17 protein-coding genes, 1 tRNA gene and 1 riboswitch are annotated in these 21166 nt (G+C 73.4%); of the genes, 2 read left to right on the forward strand and 16 right to left on the reverse strand.

Translation table 11 applies throughout. The features are described from left to right. Positions 1–132: 132 nt before the first annotated feature. Positions 133–1011 carry a bifunctional DNA primase/polymerase gene (locus ACWERV_RS05365; protein WP_452929059.1) on the forward strand — a complete coding sequence of 293 codons (879 nt, stop codon included), beginning with the start codon at positions 133–135 and terminating at the stop codon, positions 1009–1011. 67 nt (positions 1012–1078) lie between these two features. Here ACWERV_RS05365 and ACWERV_RS05370 read toward each other — a convergent pair whose 3' ends face one another. The 14 genes from ACWERV_RS05370 to ACWERV_RS05435 form a co-directional block, all read right to left on the reverse strand. Further along, the gene (locus tag ACWERV_RS05370) at positions 1079–2605 is read right to left on the reverse strand and encodes a flavin monoamine oxidase family protein (RefSeq protein WP_398177643.1); all 1527 of its coding nucleotides are present in this window, start codon (positions 2603–2605) and stop codon (positions 1079–1081) included. Between the two features lie 385 nt (positions 2606–2990). Next, positions 2991–3073 (reverse strand) — tRNA-Leu (locus tag ACWERV_RS05375). 202 nt (positions 3074–3275) lie between these two features. Continuing rightward, a complete protein-coding gene (locus ACWERV_RS05380; protein ID WP_452929062.1) occupies positions 3276–4601 on the reverse strand; it encodes a class I SAM-dependent methyltransferase in 1326 nt (441 codons plus the stop codon). 267 nt (positions 4602–4868) lie between these two features. Further along, complete coding sequence (locus ACWERV_RS05385; RefSeq protein WP_452929065.1) at positions 4869–6263, reverse strand: NAD(P)/FAD-dependent oxidoreductase; 1395 nt, start codon at positions 6261–6263, stop codon at positions 4869–4871. 294 nt (positions 6264–6557) lie between these two features. Continuing rightward, a complete protein-coding gene (locus ACWERV_RS05390) occupies positions 6558–7544 on the reverse strand; it encodes a Ppx/GppA phosphatase family protein (RefSeq protein WP_452929067.1) in 987 nt (328 codons plus the stop codon). Beyond that, positions 7541–8080 carry a DUF501 domain-containing protein gene (locus ACWERV_RS05395; RefSeq protein WP_398177375.1) on the reverse strand — a complete coding sequence of 180 codons (540 nt, stop codon included), beginning with the start codon at positions 8078–8080 and terminating at the stop codon, positions 7541–7543. Before ACWERV_RS05395 ends, ACWERV_RS05390 begins: the two co-directional genes overlap by 4 nt. Before the next feature lie 191 nt (positions 8081–8271). After that, a complete protein-coding gene (locus tag ACWERV_RS05400; RefSeq protein WP_452929070.1) occupies positions 8272–8796 on the reverse strand; it encodes an FtsB family cell division protein in 525 nt (174 codons plus the stop codon). Between the two features lie 152 nt (positions 8797–8948). Beyond that, a complete protein-coding gene (eno, locus tag ACWERV_RS05405; protein ID WP_398177370.1) occupies positions 8949–10229 on the reverse strand; it encodes a phosphopyruvate hydratase in 1281 nt (426 codons plus the stop codon). 184 nt (positions 10230–10413) lie between these two features. Beyond that, entirely contained in the window at positions 10414–11121 is a 708-nt protein-coding gene (locus ACWERV_RS05410) for a transglycosylase family protein (protein ID WP_452929074.1), read from the reverse strand. Between the two features lie 5 nt (positions 11122–11126). Beyond that, a riboswitch (cyclic di-AMP (ydaO/yuaA leader) is annotated at positions 11127–11255 on the reverse strand. 410 nt (positions 11256–11665) lie between these two features. Next, positions 11666–12733 carry a transglycosylase family protein gene (locus ACWERV_RS05415; protein ID WP_452929076.1) on the reverse strand — a complete coding sequence of 356 codons (1068 nt, stop codon included), beginning with the start codon at positions 12731–12733 and terminating at the stop codon, positions 11666–11668. Positions 12734–12869: 136 nt separating this feature from the next. Next, a complete protein-coding gene (locus ACWERV_RS05420; RefSeq protein WP_452929078.1) occupies positions 12870–14147 on the reverse strand; it encodes a cytochrome P450 family protein in 1278 nt (425 codons plus the stop codon). Between the two features lie 102 nt (positions 14148–14249). Beyond that, positions 14250–15311 carry a nucleoside triphosphate pyrophosphohydrolase gene (locus ACWERV_RS05425; protein ID WP_452929082.1) on the reverse strand — a complete coding sequence of 354 codons (1062 nt, stop codon included), beginning with the start codon at positions 15309–15311 and terminating at the stop codon, positions 14250–14252. A gap of 34 nt (positions 15312–15345) precedes the next feature. After that, positions 15346–16002, reverse strand: a complete 657-nt coding sequence (locus ACWERV_RS05430; RefSeq protein ID WP_452929085.1) for a SurA N-terminal domain-containing protein — start codon at positions 16000–16002, stop codon at positions 15346–15348. A gap of 204 nt (positions 16003–16206) precedes the next feature. Then, positions 16207–17019 (reverse strand): HNH endonuclease family protein, encoded by an 813-nt coding sequence (locus tag ACWERV_RS05435; RefSeq protein ID WP_452929088.1) that lies wholly within the window; start codon positions 17017–17019, stop codon positions 16207–16209. A 287-nt stretch (positions 17020–17306) separates the two neighbouring features. Between ACWERV_RS05435 and ACWERV_RS05440 the strand changes: the two genes are divergently transcribed. Continuing rightward, on the forward strand, positions 17307–18875 hold the full coding sequence (locus ACWERV_RS05440) for a DUF2079 domain-containing protein (protein WP_452929091.1): 1569 nt from the start codon (positions 17307–17309) through the stop codon (positions 18873–18875). A 22-nt stretch (positions 18876–18897) separates the two neighbouring features. Here the strand turns inward: ACWERV_RS05440 and ACWERV_RS05445 are convergent, their stop codons facing one another. Both ACWERV_RS05445 and ACWERV_RS05450 read right to left on the reverse strand, forming a co-directional pair. Next, complete coding sequence (locus ACWERV_RS05445) at positions 18898–20436, reverse strand: protein kinase domain-containing protein (protein ID WP_452929094.1); 1539 nt, start codon at positions 20434–20436, stop codon at positions 18898–18900. Further along, positions 20433–21113 (reverse strand): hypothetical protein, encoded by a 681-nt coding sequence (locus tag ACWERV_RS05450; RefSeq protein WP_452929096.1) that lies wholly within the window; start codon positions 21111–21113, stop codon positions 20433–20435. Before ACWERV_RS05450 ends, ACWERV_RS05445 begins: the two co-directional genes overlap by 4 nt. Between the last annotated feature and the right edge of the window lie 53 nt (positions 21114–21166).

Below are 21166 nucleotides of genomic sequence, written 5' to 3' on the forward strand. Positions count from 1 at the left end.
CGGCGACTCGAACACATCCGCCGCACGGGCCGCGGACCGTCCCGGTGGGTATACCCGGTGGACGCCCGGCCCCCGGCGCGGTATCACTGAAGAGTGCAGACGAACACGCGTTCGAAACCCAGGGAGCAGGCCATGGCACGCCCCGACCACACCCGAGCCCTGCACGCGGCCCTGCTCGCCGCCGCCCGCGGCCTGCCCGTCTTCCCGCTCTCGCGCAGCAAGCTGCCCGCCGTCCGCTCCCCGCACCGCGACGAGCCGCGTACGGCGGCGCTGTGCCGCGGCGCCTGCGGCCGGCCGGGCCACGGGGTGCACGACGCGACCACCGACCCGGCCGGGATACGCGCGCTGTTCGCCGTGGCGCCGTGGGCGACCGGCTACGGCGTCGCGTGCGGCCGCGCCCCGCACCACCTCGTCGGCGTCGACCTGGACGTCAAGCACGGCGCGGACGGCGTCGCGGCGCTGCGCGCGCTCGCCGCACGGCACGGCTTCACCGTGCCCGAAACCCTGACGGTGCTGACCCCCTCGGGCGGCCGCCACCTGTGGCTCACCGCGCCCGGCCCCGTCCCCAACTCGGCGGGGCGGCTGGCCCGCGGCATCGACATACGCGGCGAGGGCGGGTACGTCGTCGGCCCGGGATCGCGCACCCTGGCGGGCCGCTACCTGCCCGACCCCGGCTCGGCGGGCGCCGTCCTCGCCCCCGCCCCCGCGGCGCTGCTGCGGCTGGCCGCCCCGCCCGCGAGCCCGCCGGAGCAGCGGCCCCGGCACGCGGCATGGCCGCGGCATCCCGCCGAGAAGCGGGCCGCGGCCCTGGTGCGCTTCGTGCTCGACTCGCAGGAGGGCGAGCGCAACGGCCGGCTCTTCTGGGCCGCCTGCCGCGCCTACGACGCCGGGGTCGGCGACACCCTCGCACCCGCACTGGTGACGGCCGCCGTGCACACCGGCCTCAGCGAGCGGGAGGCCGCCGCCACCGTGGCGTCGGCGGGCCGGCTGCGCACCGCCCCGCATCCGTGACGCGGGGCGGTGCCCGGGGTCCGGACGGGGCCCGCACGGGCCCGCACGGAACCCGGGCGGGGCCGCGTCAGGCCAGGACGCGCTGGTGGATCGCGGTGACGGCGCTGCGGGCCGAGCTGAAGGCCCCGTGCTGCCAGGCGTCCATGTAGCTGAGCCAGTCGCCCGCGAAGTGCACACGGCCGGCCGGTTGGGTCAGCGGCTTGTAGCGGGCGTGGTCGGGGCCGCCGGGGGTGCTGTGCCAGGCGGCCTCCTGGTAGGGGAACTGCCGCCAGTGGTGCGAGAAGGACGTGGCCAGCTCGCTGCGGTACTTCTCGCCGTAGATCTTCACACCGGCCGCGACCGCGCGCGCCTCGCGCTCCTTGGGGGTGAGGGGGGCGTAGGAGTCGGCGTTGGCCCCGGTGTTGTAGTAGCCGATGATCACACCGCGCTCGCCGTGGAAGCCGTAGGACGGGTGCCAGATGTGGGTGACGTCCAGGTCGGTCTCGGTGATGCCGCCGTAGATCCGGTGGTCGGTCTCCCACCAGCGCGAGCGGTACTCCAGGCCGATCTTGCCCGCCGAGGACGGGGTGATCGCCTCCAGGGCGCTCTGCACCCCGCCGCCGAGGTTGTGCGGCACCTTGGCGAGGATGTTCGGCGGCATGGCGGCGACGCAGTAGTCCGCCTCGATGGCCCGGCTCCGCCCGCCCTGGGTGTAGGTCACGCGGACGCCGTCGCCCTTGTCCGTCACCTGTGTGACGGCGCAGCCGGTGCGGATCTTCTGGTTGCCGATCGCCCCCGCCAGCGCGTGCGGTATGCGGTCCATACCGCCGACCGGCTGGAACATCAGCATGGCCTGGTCGAATTCGAATTCGAAGGCGAAGTAGCGGCCCACCCCGGTGGCGAAGATCTCCGAGGCGGTGGGCACATCGCCCGCCACGACACCGGGGGTCCCGGCGGCGCCGGGCCACACGGTGTAACCGCGGCGCGAACTGCCGGTGTATTGCAGGCTGTTTCCGAGGTCGCCGTAGTCCTTGAGGAATTCCGTCAGCCGCTCGCGGTCGTCTGCGGTGAGCGCCGCGTCGAGGGCGCCCTGGTCGGAGGCCTTGGCGAGCAGTTCCGTGACATAGCCGAAGACGTCCGCCTTGGCCGCGCGGTAGCGCATGGGCGAGGTCATGCCGGCCGACTCGTTGTACAGGTAGGTGTCGGCGTTGACGTTGGTGAAGACCTCGATCGGGACGCCGAGTTCGCGGCAGTAGTCGAGGGTGATCATCCACTGGGCGATGCGGGCGGGCCCGGCGTTCATGTACTGGCCGTCGGAGAAGCGGGCGGTCTGCCGGTGGCCGTAGAGGTCTGTGGTGGTGTCGCCGCCGCGCACGGTGAAATTGCGGCCGCCGGGGCGGTCGCGGGCCTCCAGGACCGTGCACCGGTAGCCCGCCTTGCCGAGCTCGTAGGCGGTGGTGAGGCCGGCTATGCCGCCGCCGAGCACGACCACCGAGGCCGCGGATCTGCCGGTGAGGGTGAAGTCCCCGGTGCGCGGCGGCCGGTAGGCCGCCTCGCGGGCGGCCGCGGCCTGTGCGGTGGGCGTGAGGCCGAGCGCCCCCATGGTGGCGAGCATCGCGCCGGCGCCGCCCGTCGCGCCGACGGCACGCAGAAACGCACGTCGATTGAGCTGGGTCATCTGCCATGTCCCCTTTCGCTGCTGGCGCAGCGGACTTTGGCAAGCGCGGGTTACGCATGATCGCGTCGCGCGTGTCGCGGGGGTAAGGGGAAGCTCCGCTCCATATGCTCAAGGGCAGTTCAGCACGGGTTCAGCAGTGCGTGCCGCCCCGGCGGTATGCGACGGCGCGGCAGTATGCGCCGGGTTCGGCAATAGGTGCGTGACGCGCACGATGCACGGAAAGGCCGGACAAGACGGCATACGCGGCCGGGCACGGTGGCATATGCCCCGCCGGAACCCCATATTCCGGCCGGCTCGCAGGCCTGCCACCCGAAGGGTGAAGTGCCCGGAGCCGGACTTGAACCGGCACGCCCACATGGGGCAGCGAGGTTTAAGCTCGCCGTGTCTGCGTTCCACCATCCGGGCCGGCGGGGCGCAGAGAAAAGCGTATCGGGGTCGGCGGATCCCAACAGGGCGCCTAACTAGTCATGTTGTCTGATTTTAGAGGCTACTGACGGTGCTTCATTGGCTCCGGCCCGACACATCGCCAGGACAGCGCGGCACTTGCGGGACCATGGTTGCCCCGCACAAGTGACGCGAAATCGCCCTTGGCGCGCACTTGGCGTCGTTACGAGAGCCAATTCGCGCGGGTGCGCGGCATTTCCGAGTCGCCGTCCTCGCCGGTGCGTACCGCGAGCACCTGGTTGACACCGATCCGGTTGCGCTCGAACGACACCGCGGACGCCGCCATGTACAGCTGCCACACCCTGGCCCGCCCCGGCGTGACCAGGCGCACCGCCTGCCGCCAGTTCGCCTCCAGATTCGTCACCCAGGCCCGCAGGGTGCGCCCGTAGTGCTCGCGCAGCGCCTCCACGTCCCGCACCTCGAAGCCGGCCTCCTCCAGCCGGGAGACGGTCGCCCCGACCGGCGCCAGCTCCCCGTCCGGGAAGACGTAGCGGTCGATGAACTCGTCCACGTGGTAGGCCGTCTCGTCGCGCAGCGGACGGCGGGCGATCTGGTGGTTGAGCAGCCGGCCCCCCGGACGCAGCAGCCCGTGCAGGATGCGCGCGTACTCCAGGTAGCGCTCGCTGCCCACGTGCTCGGCCATGCCGATCGAGGAGATCGCGTCGAAGGGCCCGTCGGCGACCTCCCGGTAGTCCTGCACCCGGATCTCGATCAGGTCGTCGAGCCCCGCCTCGGCGATCCGCTTGCGGGCGAAGTCCGCCTGCTCGACCGAGAGCGTGATGCCCGTGGCCCGTACCCCGTAGTGCGCGGCGGCGTGCATCACCATCGAGCCCCAGCCGCAGCCGACGTCCAGCAGCCGCTGACCCTCGCGCAGGCCCAGCTTGCGGCAGACCAGGTCGAGCTTGGCGGACTGGGCCTGCTCCAGCGTGGTGTCCGCCTCCGGCCACAGCGCGCACGAGTAGACCATGCTCGGGCCCAGGACCAGGGCGTAGAAGTCGTTGCCGACGTCGTAGTGGTGCGAGACGGCCGCGCGGTCGCGGCGCTTGGTGTGCGCCGGGCCCGAGCGCGGGCGCACCTCCTCGGGCGGCGGTGCGGGCGGCAGCCCCGGCCCGGCGAGCGCCAGGGCGCGGCGGGCCAGCCGGTAGGTGTCCGGGTCGCGCAGTGCGGCCGGCAGGCGGCGGGCCGCGGACGGGGCTCCCGCGGGCGGCGGCACGGGCTCGGGGCGTTCCCAGAGCAGGCCGGAGAGGCGGTCGAGGGCGTCGTGCAGGTCGCCGTCGACGGTCAGCTCGCCGGTCACCCAGGCGCGGACCAGGCCGAGTTCGCCGGGCCGCCAGAGCACGCGGCGCAGGGCACGGCGGTGGCGGAAGACGAGAACGGGGGTGCCGGGCGGCCCGGCCTCGCTGCCGTCCCAGGCCCGTACGCGCAGCGGGAACGGCCGGGAGAGGGCGTGTTCGGCGAAGTCGACGATTCTCGGAGCCGCGTCAGCCATGCATCTGAGCGTACGACCGCGGCGACCAAAAATCGCCGTTCGGCCGCAAATCTATGTTGCGGATACACGCACTTCGCCCGGACGGCGGTTGCCGCAGGCCGGGGAGGGGCTCCGGGCCCGCCGGGCCGCCCGTCCGGCCGCCCGCCGCACACGGGACGCGCACGGGACGCGGAAACGCCGCGAGGGCGCCCGCACCACGGATGGCGGGCGCCCTCACGGCGTCTGCTGTGCCCGGCGGCGTCCGTTCCCGGCGCCGACGAGGGGGTGTCAGGCCGCGCCGGCCTTCTCGGCGGCGGCAGCGGCGGCCTTCGGCTGCTCCGGCACGGCGGCGGGCGCCGGGGCCGGACGGGCGGCCTCGTAGAACTCCTCGCGGGGGTTCTCGATGGCGCCGAGCGAGACGACCTCGCGCTTGAGGAACATCCCCAGCGTCCAGTCGGCGAAGACACGGATCTTGCGGTTCCAGGTCGGCACCGCCATGCCGTGGTAGCCACGGTGCATGTACCAGGCGAGACGGCCCTTGACCTTGATCTTCGCCTTGCCGAACACGATCATCGCGACGCCCTTGTGCAGCCCGAGACCCGCGACCGCGCCCTTGTTGGCGTGCTTGTAGTCCTGCTGCGGGAAACCGCGCATGCCGGACACCACGTTGTCGCCGAGCACCTTGGCCTGGCGCAGCGCGTGCTGCGCGTTCGGCGGGCACCAGGCGCCCTCGCCGGCGGCGAGGTCCGGGATCTGGGCGTTGTCGCCCGCGGCCCAGATGTAGTCGGTGCCGCGCACCTGGAGCGTCGGGGCGGTGTCCACGTGGCCGCGCGGACCGAGCGGCAGGCCGAACTTCGCCAGCGCCGGGTTCGGCTTCACACCGGCCGTCCACACGATGGTGGACGCGTCGACCTCCAGGCCGTTGGCGAGCACCACGTGCTTGTCGACGCAGGACTTCATCGACGTGCTGAGGTAGACCTCGATACCGCGCTCCTGGAGGTGCTCCAGGCCCCACTTGCCGAGCTGCGGGCCGACCTCGGGGAGGATCTTGTCCGCGGCGTCGACGAGGATGAAGCGCATGTCCTCGCGCTTGACGTTCGAGTAGTACTTGGCGGCGTCGCGCGCCATGTCCTCGACCTCGCCGATGGTCTCCGCACCCGCGAAGCCGCCGCCGACGAAGACGAAGGTGAGCGCCTTGCGGCGGATCTCCTCGTCCGTGGTGGAGTCGGCCTTGTCGAGCTGCTCCAGCACGTGGTTGCGCAGCCCGATCGCCTCCTCGACACCCTTCATGCCGATGCCGTTCTCGGCCAGGCCCGGGATCGGGAAGGTCCGGGAGACCGCGCCGAGCGCCATCACCAGGTAGTCGAAGGGCAGCTCGTAGGACTCGCCGACGAGCGGCTCGACCGAGGCGACCTTGCGGTCCTGGTCGATGTCGACGACCCGCCCGGTCAGCACCTCGGCCCCGGGCAGCACGCGCCGCAGCGGGACGACGACGTGACGCGGGGAGATGCTGCCTGCTGCCGTCTCGGGAAGGAAGGGCTGGTACGTCATGTACGAGCGCGGGTCGACGACCGTGACGGTCGCCTCGCCGTACCGCATCTTCTTCAGGATGCGGCGCGCCGCGTACAGGCCGACATAACCGCCGCCTACTACGAGGATCCGTGGACGCTCCGTGGTGCTCATGCATCGAGTATCCAGCACACAGCGGGGGCTACCTCGTGAGCCCCTTCACAAGGACCTGGACACCCTGTGCTACCCTGCGCGGTTTCGCGACCAGGTGCGACACACCCGCCGGCCCGCGCTCCGGCCGCCGCTCCCGGACCACGGGCGCTGATCAGCACCGATCGCGCGGCGTTCACCCCGTGACCCGGCGGTTGTCACACCGCTGAAACACGCCGCCACCAACGATTCCCGGGATTGCGGACGCCCACACCTTGGAAAATCGGGCCACGGGGCGGGAACTTCATGTGAAGAGTTTCACAAAGGTTTTCCGGCGCCCTGTCCCGCGACGCTGAAAGCGATGCCGTCCAGGATGTCGTGCTCGCTCACCACGACCTCTTCCGCACCCGTCCGCTCCATGATCCGCAGCAGCACCAGCGCCCCCGCGGCGATCACGTCGACCCGGCCCTCATGGATGACCGCGAGGGCGGCGCGCTCGGCGTGCGTGGACCCCAGCAGCCGCTCGGTGACCGCCCTGACCTGCGCGAGGGTGATCCGCGAGTGGTGGATCGCCGCCGAGTCGTAGACCGGCAGCTCCAGCGCGAGCGCCGCGACCGTGGTGACCGACCCGGCCAGGCCGACGAGCGTACGGGCGCGCTCCAGCGGCACCGTGCGGGACGCCTCGTCCAGCCCCGCGTCGATGTCGGCGGTCATCGCCGCGACGATCTCCGCGGACGGCGGGTCCACCGGCCGTCCGTCGCGCACGACGTGACGCTCCGTCATCCGTACGCAGCCCACGTCCACCGAGCGGGCGGCCTCCACGTGCTCGGCGCCGAGCACGAATTCGGTCGAGCCGCCACCGACGTCCACCACCAGATACGGCGTCAGCAACTCGTGCCCGCCGGTCAGTTCCGCGGTGGCGCCGGTGAAGGACAGCGCCGCCTCCTGATCGCCCGTCACGACCTCGGGATCGACGCCGAGCAGCTCGCGCACACCGCGCACGAAGTCGTCGCGGTTCTCCGCGTCGCGCGAGGCGGAGGTGGCCACGAAGCGGATCCGCTCGGGGGGCACACCGTGCTCGCGGATCACACCGGCGTACTCGCGGCAGGCCGCGAAGGTGCGCTCCAGCGCCTCGGGCGCGAGCCGCCCGGTGCGGTCGACGCCCTGGCCGAGGCGGACGATGCGCATCCGCCGGTCCAGGTCGTGCAGCGTCCCGGTGGCCGGGTCGACGTCCGCGACCAGCAGCCGGATCGAGTTGGTGCCGCAGTCGACGGCGGCGACCCGGGTCGTCGTGGGGGCGGTCATGAGGACGTCTCCTGCCGGTCGTCACGGTCTTCCTCGGGGAGCGGGACGCACGGGCCCTTGGCCCACCACTCGGGCAGCATCGCGAGCGCCTCGTCGCCGAGCGGGTTGACACCCGGTCCGGCGGCCAGCGAGTGGCCCACGAGCACGTGCAGGCACTTCACGCGGTCCGGCATGCCGCCCGCGCTCGGGAAGCCCTCCAGCACCTCGATCGCGTCGCGGCGGGCGAGGTAGTCCTCGTGGGCGGCACGGTAGGCCGCCGCCAGCTCCGGGTCCTCGGCCAGCCGCGCGGTCATGGTCTTCATCACGCCGTCCGCCTCCAGCGTGCCGATCGCCGACGCGGCCCGCGGGCAGGTCAGGTAGTACAGCGTCGGGAAGGGCGTGCCGTCCTCCAGCCGCGGCTGGGTCTCGACCACGTCGGGGTTGCCGCACGGGCAGCGGTGCGCGACCGCACGCAGGCCGCGCGGCGGGCGGCCGAGCTGCGCCCGGACGGCGTCGGCGTCCGCGGGGGTGGCGGGAGGGTGCTGTGAGTCGTTCATGTGCCGTTTCTCGTTTCGGGGCCGTGAGGGGCCGTGGGGCCGTGCGGGCCGTGCGAGCCGTGCCGTGCGGGCCGTGCCGTGGGGCCGCGGAGCCCGGCTGCGGGGCGACCGGACCGGCGCGGCCACGTGCGCGCCACGGGGCGGCAGGGCGCGCCCCGCGGGAGGCGACTCCGGCAGCCCCCGGGCAGGCCTCAGCGTCCGGGCTGCGCCGCGGCGTCGGCGTGGTCCACGCCGTCCCAGAGGTTCGCGTACCAGGGCCGGTGGGCCGCTGCCGCCGCCTGCCCGCCCGCGTCGCCGGGGGTGCCCGCGGCGCGGTTGTGCCCGCCCGTCGAACCGGCGGAGGCGGTGGGGGCGGCCACCGAGTAGCCGTCCTCGCCGGGCATCACGTAGTGCAGCTGCCTGCGGGCCTGGGTACGCACGTACTCCGGGTCCTGCCAGCGGGCCTTCTCCTCGCGCAGCTGCTCGACCTTCTTCTTCGCCTGCTGCGCCTCGCGGCGCTGGTCGGCGATGTCGGAGCGCTGCGCGATGTACTGCCGCGTCGGGTAGGCGAGGGCGATCACCAGGGCGCACAGCACGAGCGCGAGCAGCGCGGCGCGCCCGGTCAGCCGGTTGCGCCGGCCGGGTCTGCGGGCCGCCGCGGCGCGGTAGACCCGCGCGTGCGCCTCCTGCCCGATGGCCTTGAGCCGGGCAGCGGTGGAGAACCGATCCGGAGCCACGCCGTCGCTCCCCTCGTACGTCCCTCGGACTCGCGTCCCTCGCACGGGACGTTATCGCCCCTGGGAGGAACATACTGTCCCGTCGCCCGTACGCGTGTACGTCCCCGCCGGTGGAAGGGCACCGGACGGGGACGCGGCGCGTGCGGTGCGGTTCAGCCCTTGAAGCGCGGGAAGGCGCTGCGACCGGCGTAGACCGCGGCGTCGTCGAGGATCTCCTCGATACGCAGCAGCTGGTTGTACTTGGCGACGCGCTCGGAGCGGGCCGGGGCGCCGGTCTTGATCTGGCCGCAGTTGGTGGCGACGGCCAGGTCGGCGATGGTGACGTCCTCGGTCTCGCCGGAACGGTGCGACATCATGCACTTGTAGCCGCTGCGCTGGGCCAGCTCGACGGCGTCCATCGTCTCGGTGAGCGAGCCGATCTGGTTGACCTTCACCAGCAGCGCGTTGGCGGTGCCGTTGTCGATGCCCTTCTGCAGGCGCTCCGGGTTGGTGACGAACAGGTCGTCGCCCACCAGCTGCACCTTGGCGCCGAGCTTGTCGGTGATGGTCTTCCAGCCGTCCCAGTCGTCCTCGAACAGCGGGTCCTCGATCGAGACCAGCGGGTAGGCGTCGACCAGCTCGGCGTAGTAGTCGGTCATCTCGGCCGCCGAGCGCGACTTGCCCTCGAAGGCGTAGGAGCCGTCCTTGTAGAACTCGGACGCGGCGACGTCCAGCGCGAGCGCGATGTCCTGGCCGGGGGTGTAGCCGGCCTGCTTGATCGCCTCGATGATCAGGTCGAGCGCCTCACGGTTGGAGCCGAGATTCGGCGCGAAACCACCCTCGTCGCCCAGGCCCGTGGACAGGCCGCGCGTCTTGAGCACGCCCTTGAGGGTGTGGTAGACCTCGGCGCCCCAGCGCAGCGCCTCGGAGAAGGACTCCGCGCCGATCGGCGCGATCATGAACTCCTGGATGTCGACGTTGGAGTCCGCGTGCGAGCCGCCGTTGAGGATGTTCATCATCGGGACGGGCAGGACGTGCGCGTTCGGGCCGCCCAGGTAGCGGAAGAGCGGCAGGTCCGAGGCCTCGGAGGCGGCGTGCGCCACGGCCAGCGAGACGCCGAGGATGGCGTTGGCGCCGAGCGAGGACTTGTCGGGGGTGGCGTCCAGGTCGAACATCGCCTGGTCGATCAGCCGCTGCTCGGTGGCGTCGTAGCCGACGAGCTCCGGGCCGATCTGTTCGATCACGGCGAGGACGGCCTTCTCGACGCCCTTGCCCTGGTAGCGGTTCTTGTCGCCGTCGCGGAGTTCGAGGGCCTCGAAGGCGCCGGTGGAGGCGCCGGACGGCACTGCGGCCCGGCCGGTGCTGCCGTCGTCGAGGCCGACCTCGACCTCGACGGTGGGGTTGCCTCGCGAGTCGAGGATTTCCCGGGCTACGACGACGTCGATGGACGGCACGTTGTCTCCTTCTGAGATGTCTTCTCGTTTTTCCGGGACGAGCCTAACCGGCTCGCGTCCCCGGGCCGGTCCTCGGCCCGGCCCCTGAGACGGAAAACCGGCCGGGCGCGCGGGCGCCGCGAGGCGCGCCGCGCGTCCGGCCGGCCGGTGAGGGCGTGCGGGGGCTGCTCACCCCCGTCCCGGATCAGCCGAGGCGCAGGTGCTGGCCCGGGTAGATCAGGTCGGCGTCCTTGACGACGTCCTTGTTGAGCTGGAAGAGGTTGTGCCAGCCGCCCTTGACGTGGTGGCTCGCGGCGATCTCGGACAGCGTGTCGCCGGAGACGACGGTGTACGAGCCCTTGGCTCCGTGCCGCTGCCAGTCGGTGGCGGTGTGCTTCGCGGGCTTCGCGGCCTTCTTGGCCGGGGTGCTCTTGGCGGCGGTGGTCTTGGTGGTGGTCTTCGTCGTGGTCTTCGCCGCCGTGGAGCTGCTGGAGCTGCTCGACGAGGAGGACGACGAGGACGAGCCGCCGGGGTTGATGTCGGGGGCCGGGCCGCCCGCGGTCAGGCCGCCGGCCGAGGCGCACGACCAGGCGCCGGGGCCCTGGAGGGCGAGGAGCTTCTCGGCGACCGCGATCTGCTGGTCCTTGGTGGCGAGGTCGGCGCGCTGCGCGTACTGCAGGCCGCCCGCCGCCTCCCAGCTGGACTGCGAGAACTGCAGGCCGCCGTAGTAGCCGTTGCCGGTGTTGATGTGCCAGTCGCCGCCGGACTCGCACTGCGCGACGGCGTCCCAGGTGGCCACGGAGGCGGCCGAGGAGGAGGTGGCGCCGATCAGCGGCGCGGCGACGGCGACGCCGGCAACACCGGCGAAAGTGGCGAATCGGACCATCTTCGAGGCACGACGGTGCTTACCCATGTGTATATGTCCCTCACCGACGCCTGCGAGGTCAGCTGTCGGGTTCGGACGTGAGTTGCCCGGCCGGCACCGCGTAGGCGGATGCCCTGCTTCACCCCGAGCCGGACCCATGGGGGCGGCGGCGGCTTCGTCGCGACGGCGCAGCGGGCTGCGCGGCACGATGCCGTCCGTTGCCTGGGTCCGGCGGAAAGACCGTGGGTCCCCCGCTCCTGCCTGCGGCGCTTTCGCGTCGGTTGCTCCCGTCGGGCGCGGCGGCAGGACTCGGCGTTCCGCTCCGGCGGGGCCCGCTGTGGCGAGCGCTTAGACGTTAAGCACACCGGACCGGATTGAACAAACACTCGCGTTTCGGACGCCAACTGCGGCCACGATGTCGGCCGCTGGACGAATCCGCAGGTCGGACGCCCACGACGGGGCGGGAGGCGAGGAGGCGGTCACAGGTTCGAGGAGAGGCTTGTCACATCACCCCATGGGATGGAAATCCCCTACGTCCTTTTTGTCACCAGGCATATACGACAGGGGATTTCACTCCGGACGGCCGTACACCTCACCCGAGATCGATGGTCTGTCCGGGTTTGATGAGATTTGGATCGTCGCCGATCGCCTGGCGGTTGACGTCGTAGAGGTGCTGCCAGCCACCGGGGACGTCGTGCGCGGCCGCGATCCCGGAGAGCGAGTCACCGGCGCCGATCTTGTAGGTGTCCGTCGCCTTATGTGAAGCGGTGTCCGAATTGCCGCCGTTGCCCTGGCCGTTGGCCTGGCCGTCGTCCGCGGTGCCCGCGCCGGTGTCCCCGTCCGTGACACCCGGAACGACGGCGGTCGTACGGGTGCGGCTCGCCCGGTCGGCCGCGGCCAGCTCCTCGTCGGTGGGGCTGTACGGGCGCGCGTGGCGGCCGGAGCCCGTCGTGGGCGTGCCGGGGTCGACGGGGGTGGCGGACGTCGCCGGGGCGGAGGGGCCGGTGGCCGGGGCGGTGGGGGTGACCGCGGGGGCACTCGGGTCGGTCGGGGTGGGGCTCGCCGTGGCCGGGGGCGCGGGGGTGCCCGTGCCGGTGCCGGTCGCGGGGGTGCCGGGCGTCGTGGGTGCGGCGGGCGTCGTGGGCGTCGCCGCCGGGGTGCCGGGATCGGCGGGGGCGGTGGGGGCGGTCGGGTCGGCGGTCGTGGTGGGCGCGGGGGTGGCGGTGGAGCCGTCGCCGTTCCCGTTGCCGCCGCCGTTGCCGCTGTCGTCGCCGGCGGGGTCGTCGAGCAGGCCCGTGCCCAGCTCGCACCCGGGGAAGGCGTCGGGGCCGAGGGCGTCCAGGACCTTCTCGGCCACCTTGATCTGGTGGGCGCGGGAGGCGAGGTCGGGGCGCGGGGCGTAGAGCAGGCCGCCGTAGCGGACCCATGTGTCCTCGGTGAGCGAGAGGCCACCGAAGACGCCGTTGTCCGAGGTGGCGTCCCACTGGCCGCCGCTCTCGCATATCGCGACCTTGTCCCACGTGCCGCCGTCCGCGGCCTGCGCGGCCCCGGCACCCGCGACCAGCAGCGGCAGTGCGAGTCCCGCACCGGTCGCCGCCACAGTCACCACGGCCGCGGGGGCCTGGCGGGGGCGTCGGTGCCTGCCGTTGGCGGAGAGCATACGGTCGCCTTTCATCGGTGCCGTCGCGCGCAGCCTTCGCACGCCTCGCGTTGACCGCAGAACGTAGCGGGGTTGGCCAACGGATCACAAGTCGATGTAGCGGTCGTCACGTCGCGGTCACGAGGTTGACAGCGCGTCAGTTCTGCTGCGGGGCCTCGGGGGTGAAGGCCACCGGCAAGGTGCGCAGGCCGCGCATGATCAGGCCGCCGCGCCACCGCAGATCGCCGGGATCGGCGGCGAGCCGCAGGTCCGGCAGCCGGGTCAGCAGGGTCGCGAGCGCCGTTCTGGCCTCCAGCCGGGCGAGCGGCGCGCCGAGGCAGTAGTGGATGCCGTGGCCGTACCCGAGGTGCGGGTTGTCCCGCCGGGCGAGGTCGAGGCGGTCGGGGTCGGTGAAGCGCTCGGGGTCGCGGTCGGCGGCCGCGAGCACCACCAGGACCGGGTCGCCCTGGGCCACGGCCACGCCGCCGATCTCGACCGGCCGGGTGGCGTAGCGCCAGGTCGCCAGCTCCACGGGGCCGTCGTAGCGCAGGAGTTCCTCGATCCCGGTGTCCAGCAGGCCGTGGTCGCCCGACGCGAGGGCCTGCTGGAGGACCGCGCGCTGCCCGGGGTTGCGCAGCAGCGCGTAGGTGCCGTTGCCGATGAGGTTGACGGTGGTCTCGAATCCCGCGAAGAGCAGCACGAAGCACATGGCCGCGGCCTCGTTCTCCGTCAGGTGCTCACCGTGGTCGGAGGCCCGGATCAGACCGGCGATCAGGTCGTCGGGCGGCCCGCCCACGGCGCCCGCCGCCAGTTCGGCGCGCTTGCGGTGGATCAGCTCCGTCAGATACGCGCGCATCCGCTTGACCGAGCGCGCCACACCGCCGCGCGGGCCGCCGCCGTGCCGGATCATCATCCCGGCCCAGTCCCGGAAGTCGTCCTGGTCCTCGGCGGGGACACCCAGCAGGTCGCAGATGGCGTAGATGGGGAGCGGGAAGGCGAATTCGTGGATCAGGTCCGCCTCCCCGCGTGCCGCGAAGCCGTCCACGAAACGGTCCGTCAGCTGCTGCACCCGCGTCCCGAAGCCCGCCACCCGGCGCGGGGTGAAGGCCTTGGAGACCAGGCGGCGCAGCCGGGTGTGGTCGGGCGGGTCGATGTTCAGCAGATGCGTCATCAGGTCCGCGCTGCGCTCGCCCGGGATACCGGTCTTGCCGCGCGCGCCGGGTGACTCCGCGTGGTGCACCGGGTTCTTGCTCAGCCGCGGATCCGCCAGCGCCTCGCGCGCGTCTGCGTAGCGGGTGACGAGCCAGGCCTCGACCCCGCTGGGCAGCGTCGTGCGGTGGACGGGCGCGTGCTCGCGCAGCCAGGCGTAGGCGGGGTAGGGGTCGGTGGCGAACTCCCAGGTGAAGAGCTCGGGCATGGCGGCGCCGTCGGTCATCCCCCGACCGTACGCGACGCGCCCGCGTGCGGGATGCGCCCCAGTGCGGGTGCGCCCGCGTGCGGGGCGAGGTGGCCGTGCCCCGCACGGCCGCCGCGGCGGCTACGGCTCCCGGGGCCCGTTCCGCCCGGCCCGCGCCTCCGACTCGGCGGCGCGTATCGCCGTACGGTAGCGGCGTGCCGCGTGGCGCAGGGCCGCCTCGGGGTCGATGCCGGACGACTGGGCGGCGGCGGCCTCGGCCAGCAGGTGGTCGCCGAGCGCGCTCTCGTCGTCGTAGAGCGGGGCGGGCGGGGTGACGGGCAGCGGGAGCCCGGCCTGCCGCGCCCTCCCCGCGAGCTTGGCGGCCAGTGCCAGGGCCGGGGAGGCGAGCGGCACCCCGTCCGTGACCGACTCGCGGGCCTTCTCGACGCCCTTGAGCCGTATCCAGTTGGCCTGCACCTGCTCGGGCGTCTCGGCGACCTCGTCGCCGAAGATGTGCGGATGGCGGTGGACCAGCTTGTCGACCAGCCCGGCCGCCACGTCGTCGATGCCGAACGGCTCGTCCGGATCGCCCTCGGCGATGGCGGCGTGGAAGACCACCTGGAGCAGGACGTCCCCCAGCTCCTCGCGGACCGCCGCCCGGTCGCCCTCCTCGATCGCCTCGACCAGCTCGTACATCTCCTCGATGCCGTACGTGGCGAGATCCTCGTGCGTGCGCAGGCTGCTCCAGGGGCATTCGGCCCGGATCCGGTCCATCACCTGGACGAGATCCAGCAGCCGCGCGCCCGGCAGGTCGTACGAGCCGGGCAGCAGCTCCAGGTCGGGCATCTCGACCCGGCCGGAACCGCCGAGCGCGGCGAGCTCCGCGGTGACCGCCCGGTCGCCCTCCCCGCCGCCCGGCGGCAGATAGACCACCGTGCGCCCCCCGGCCGCCGCCTCCACCAGCTCACGGCCGGTGGGCGCGGCGATCTCCACGGCCACCCCCGCCTCGCGCAGGAAGGGCAGCTGCGGATGCCCGTCGTCGGGGCACAGCACCCGGTCGGCGCCGCGCAGCACCTGCCACGCGGGCCAGGACAGCTGCCCCGGGGCCACCCGGTGGCTGGTGGTGAGCAGGACCAGCCGGCCGGCGCCGCCCGCGGGGGCGGTGCCGGGACCGGCGGTGGAGTCGGCAGCGGAGTCGTTCACCCCTCGAACGTACCGCGAGGGTCCGACAACGGCCTCACGCGACCGGCGCCGCCGCGGCCGGGGGCTTGGTGATCACCCAGGCGTCGGAGGTGTCGCCGATGCTGGCCTTCTTCTTGTCCCAGGTGCCGTAGCGCGGGTTGACCGTCACACCGAGCTTGTCCGCGGTCTTGGTGAGGATGCCGAGCAGCGCGGTCTGGCCGCCGTCGCTGCCCGGCTGGTAGCCGAGGCTGGAGATCAGCTTGCCGAGCAGCGCGTTCGTCCGGAAGTAGGTGTCGGCCTCGCCGGGCGCGATGCCGAACTGCTGGAGCAGCGCCGCGTTCAGCGCCTGGTCGCTGCCGCCGAACTGCTCCAGCGCGGCCGCGTGGTCCTGCTGCGCCTCCTCCTCGGAGACCGTCACACCGGCGTCGTCGGCGGCCCGCTCGATGACGGCGGTCTGCACCAGCATGGTCAGCGTCTGCGTCGACAGCTTGGTGCTGGACGCGAGCAGCTGGGCGCTCTGTGGGGAAGCCTCCTGCGCCGCGCGCACCTGGTTGACCTTCGACTGGAGCGAGGCCACGGTGATCCGCTGGTCGCCCACCACGGCCGCGGCGCCGGTCCGGTCCGGGCCCGATCCGCACGCGGTCAGGGCGGGCGATGCCAGCAGCAGCGCGGCTGCGGCGATCGAGACGGCGGCGGTGCGGCGGCGGACCATGGGTGCCTCCCGGCAGGGGAACAAGCCTCACGATGCTGATGTGATGATCGAGCACGAGGATATTGATCCCGGGCCGCCGATATCCAGCACTCCGCACCACAGGATCCGCACAGCCCGCCCGCGCCGGCCGCTCCCCCGCTGCCCCACGGCCCGTGTCACCGCCCGGTTCCCGCAGGTGCGGACGGCATTCCGGACCCGGCGCCGTCAGCCCGTGGGCAGCCGCTCCGCGGGGCAGCCGCCGAGCACCTTGCGCATGGCGTCGCGCTCCGCGGAGGTGACCCACAGGCCGTACTTCTTCTTCACCGCGACCTGCCGCGCCACATAGGCGCAGCGGAAGGCGGTGTTCGGCGGCAGCCAGGTGGCGGTGTCGCCGTCGCTCTTGCGGCGGTTGGTGGAGGCGTCGACGGCCAGCAGGTTGAGCGGGTCGTTGGCGAAGTCGCGGCGCTTGGTGTCCGGCCACTGCGCGGCGCCCTTCTGCCACGCGTCGGACAGCGCCACCGCGTGGTCGATGTCGACCTTGCTCGCGCCGCGCTTGTAGGTGATCTGCGTGCCCGTGTACGGGTCGGCGAGGACGCCGGCGGTGACGATGCACTTCTTGGCGCCGTCGCGGAAGGTCGTCTGCCGCAGGTCGCGCTTGAGTATGTCGTCGCGGGTGTCGCAGCCGTTGTGGTCGGTGTCGGACCATGCGGGGCCGAACTTCTCGCGCGTGTAGCCGGTCTTGGGCGCGCGCCCCTTGACGGTCAGTTTGCCCGCGGCGGCCAGTGCGCTGCCGGGCGCGCCCGCCGTGCTGCCCGGAGCGGCGGACGCCGAGGCGCTGCCGCTTGCCGCGGGGAGGTTGGGGTCCTTGCAGCCCGCGAGGCCACCGCCGAGGACGACGGCGAGGGCCGCGGCGCAGGCGAGGGTCCGGGCGGGCCGGGTACGGGCGAGGCGAAAACGGGCGGCCGGGCGCCCGGTGCCGGCCGGGCCGGTCGCGGCGTCGGTGCCGGACCCGGCGGGCGGGGTGGTCGTGGGTGCCATGAGCGCCTCTCAGGGGTCCGGCCGGTCGGGCGACCGGTGCGACTAACGGAAGAACAGTCCGTCAACTGCCTTCCCCCGATGGCGCAGACTACGGCTCCGCGTCCGCGTCCCGGTCCGCCGGGTCGCCGCGGGACCGCCCCCTCCCGCGGGTGACCGGACCCGCGTCGGCGCGCCGCCGCGAGCACGCCCCCTTCACCCGGCCAAGCTGGTAGCACCCCGAAACGGGAGAAAAGGTGCGCAGCCGCGGTGTCGTGGCAGGGCAGCCGAGGCGACGGAAGGACCGGCGGATGAGCGGCGACGGCAACGGCGAGCGGGACGGCGCGGAGGCCGTGCTCCCGGCCCAGGAGCCCGGCGGAACACGGGAGATCCCCGCACCCGCGCGCCCGCCGGCCCCGGACACCGGCGACACCCGCGCGGACGCGGACGCGGCGGCGGGCGCCGCGCGGCCGCTCCCGGCCCCGCTCGGCCGACCGCTGCTCGGCCCGCTCCGGCTCGACCCGTGGCTGCTCGCCGGGGTCTTCACGGCGCTCTACGCGGCGCTCTCGCTCTCGCGCTACCGCCGGATGGAGACGATGTCCTGGGACCTGGGCATCTTCGAGCAGGCGGTGAAGGGGTACGCCCATCTGCACGTTCCGGTCGCCGACCTCAAGGGCCCCGGATTCGACGAACTCGGCGACCACTTCAGCCCCGTGATCGCCCTGATCGCGCCCTTCTACCGGGTCTTCCCGACCACGGTGACGCTGCTCGTGGCGCAGGCGCTGCTGTTCGCCCTGTCCGTGGTCCCCGTGACACGGGCCGCGGGGCTGCTGCTCGGACGCGGCGGCGGACTCGCGGTCGGCGCCGCGTACGGGCTGTCGTGGGGCGTCCAGCGGGCCGTCGAGTTCGACTTCCACGAGATCGCCTTCGCCGTGCCGCTGCTCGCCTTCTCCCTCTCGGCCGTCCTGCTGCGCCGCTGGACGGCCGCGATGCTCTGGGCGCTGCCGCTGGTGCTGGTCAAGGAGGACCTGGGGGCGGCCGTCGCGGCGATCGGCGTGGTGGTGTGGCTGCGGGCCGGACGCGACACCCTGCGGGGCGCGGCGGGCGGCGGGCGGGTCCGCCCGTGGGCGCTGCGGCTGGCGGTCTTCGGGATCGTGGCGTCGGCGTGGGAGATCGGCTGGCTCATCCCGCTGCTCCACGGACCGGGGTACAACGCGTTCAACCACATCGACGGCGACGGCACCCTCACCGGCCACATCCCGCCGGTCACGGCACTGCGCACGCTGCTGTGGCTGCTGCTGCCCGCCGGGGGGCTGCTGGCGCTGCGCTCCCCGCTGCTGCTGGTCGCGCTGCCGACCCTCGGGTGGCGCTTCGTCTCGCACTACCCCGAGAACTGGGGCACCGCCTGGCACTACAACGCCGTGCTGATGCCCGTGGTCTTCTTCGCCGCCGTCGACTGCGCCTCGGGCGCGCCGGGCCGCCGCCCGACCCCGCGGTGGCTGCGGGCCGCCGCCCGCGCACTGCCCGCCACGGCGCTCGGGGCCGCGGTGGCGCTGTGCACCCAGCTCCCGTTGGCGGGGCTGACGCACCTGGCCGCCTACCGGGTGGACAGCGGGACACGGGCCGCCGAACGGGCCCTCGCCCGCATCCCGGACGGCGCCACGGTGGAGGCCAACGTGGGGCCGATCAGCCGCCTGGTCCGGCGCACCACCGTCTACTGGGTCGGCCAGACCGGTGGCCGGGCCCCGGACTACCTGGCCTTCGAGAACCTCTCCGGCTGGCTCAGCGACCCGGTCGACTACGCCCGGCAGCTCCACCCGCAGGCCCGCTACGCCACCGTCGCCGAGGGCGGCGGCTACGTGGTGCTGCGCCGCGGGTGACGCTCCCCGGTCCCGCGCCCGGCTACACGTGCACCTGGCCGAGCCACGCCAGTGTCCGGCGGATCTCGGCCGGGAAGGGGTGGTGCGGGCCATGGACCCGTTCGGCGTCGTAGAGCAGCCGGGTCAGGATGTCGCGGGCGGCGGTGCGGTCGCCTATGGACAGGAGCAGATGGGCCGTTCTGCGGCGGATGTCCAGCGGCACGCCGGGACTGGTGGCCGTCCACTGCTCGAAGTACGGCAGCAGCACCCGGTACTCGCTCAGCGCGGCCCGCGGGTCGCCGAGGTGCTCCAGGCACTGCGCGGCCTCGTAGCGGTACTGCAACGCCTGGCGGTCCGCCCCGCCGTACTGCGAGGCGAACTCGTCCGACAGCCGCCGCAGTTCGGGCAGCGCCCGGCGGTACTGCCCGTCCTCCATCAGCGTGGCGGCGTACTGCTTGCGCAGCGCCCGCAGGACGGGTGAGTGCTCGCCGTGCTTCTCCGCCGCCGCCGGGATGATGCCGCCCAGCATGTCGACCGCCTGGGTGATCCGGCCCGCGTCCAGCAGCTTCTTGACCTCGTCCACGGCCACGGCCAGGTCGGTGTCCTTCGGCGCCTGCGCGGGCCGCGGCGGCACGACGGGCTTCGCCGGCACCGGCGGGGCGGCGGCGCGGTCCGGCCACGGCGCCTGCGGACGCACGAAGGGCCGCGTCGGATCCATCGGCCCGAGCACCGTGCGGTGCGCGCCGGGCGGCGGCAGCAGCGCCGCCAGCTCCTGGTAGACCTCCTGCGCCGCGCCGGGACGGTGCTGCGGATCCTTGGCGAGCAGCCGCAGCACCAGCGCCTCCAGCGGCTCGGGCACCTCGGGCCGCAGCCGCCGCAGCGGCACCGGAGCCTCGTACAGATGCCGGTGCAGCACACCGAGCGCGGTGGTGCCGGCGAACGGCACATTCCCGCTGAGCAGTTCGTGCAGCAGCACTCCCAGCGCGTACAGATCCGTGCGCGGTCCGACCGCGCCGCCCATCGCCTGCTCCGGCGCCATGTAGGCCGGGCTCCCGATGGGCGTGCCGGTGTGCGTCAGCCGCGTGGTGTCGGTGTCCATCACGGAGGCGACGCCCAGGTCGAGCACGGTGATCGTGCCGTCGGGACGGACCATCACATTGCGCGGCTTGAGGTCGCGGTGGACTATCGGCACCGCGTGGACGGCCGCCAGCACCGCGCACAGCTGCGCCCCCACCGCCACCGCCCACGGCCACGGATACGGCTCGTGCTCGGCGAGGTGGTCGCCGAGGTCGGCTCCCTCCACGTACTGCATCACCAGATAGAGGTCGTCGCCGTCCGCGCCCGCGTCGTGCACCGTCACCAGGCCGGGGTGGTCGACCTGTGCGGTGACCCGGCACTCCCGGTCGAACCGCTGCCGCAGCTCACCGGCGTCGTCGCTGCCCGCGACCTTGTCGGGGCGCAGCAGCTTCACCGCGACCCGGCGGTCCAGCCGCCGGTCGTAGGCCGTCCACACCTGGCCCATTCCGCCCTGGCCGATCACCGTGGCCAGTTCGTAGCGACCGGCGACGAGCCGACCGATCACCTGCCCTCCTCCTTGCGGAGGTAGTCGCTCAACTCGTCCAGCTCTGCCCGCACCTGGTCGATCCGCGGCGCCTGCGGCCGACCCGCCCCCACCGACGGCTCGGGCGCCACCGGAGGCACGGGAACCGGTGTCCCGTACGGGCCCGGCCCGTTGGGACCGACCCCGTGGTGCGGCACCGGGGTGTGGTGCGGGACGGGGGTCTGGTGCGGGACCGGCGTCTGGTGCGCCATCGGGTGGGGACCGGGTATCCCCGCGGTCGTCCCGCCCGCCGCCGGGGCGTATCCCGTGGCGTACGGGTTCTGCACCGGGTAACCGCCGTGCGCGGGATATCCGGTGGGGGGCTGGGGCCGCCGCCGGATGTCGGCGACGAGGAAGTACGCCGGGGTGCCGCACATGACGAACAGCACCGTCAGCGTCCCCGCGTTCGACTGCCAGGTGTCCGTGTTCTCCTGTGCGAGCCCGACCAGCGTGTAACCGGTGACGACCAGGACGATGTCGATCACCATCAGCGCCCAGTCGGCCGGGTTGCGCCGCAGCACGGCCAGCCGCAGCGGCGCCGTCCAGGCGAGGAACCCGAGCGAGAGCACCGGCAGCGCGGCGAACAGCACGCGCAGCCCGATCACGGCGCCGCGGCCCGCGGGCCGGTGCGGCGGCTGGGTGATGCCGGGGCCGTACATCTGGTGCTCCTGGTCGTCGAAGCGGATGACTAGTCGAGAGCGTATCGGCCACA

It is taken from the genome of Streptomyces sp. NPDC004031 (assembly GCF_053604375.1).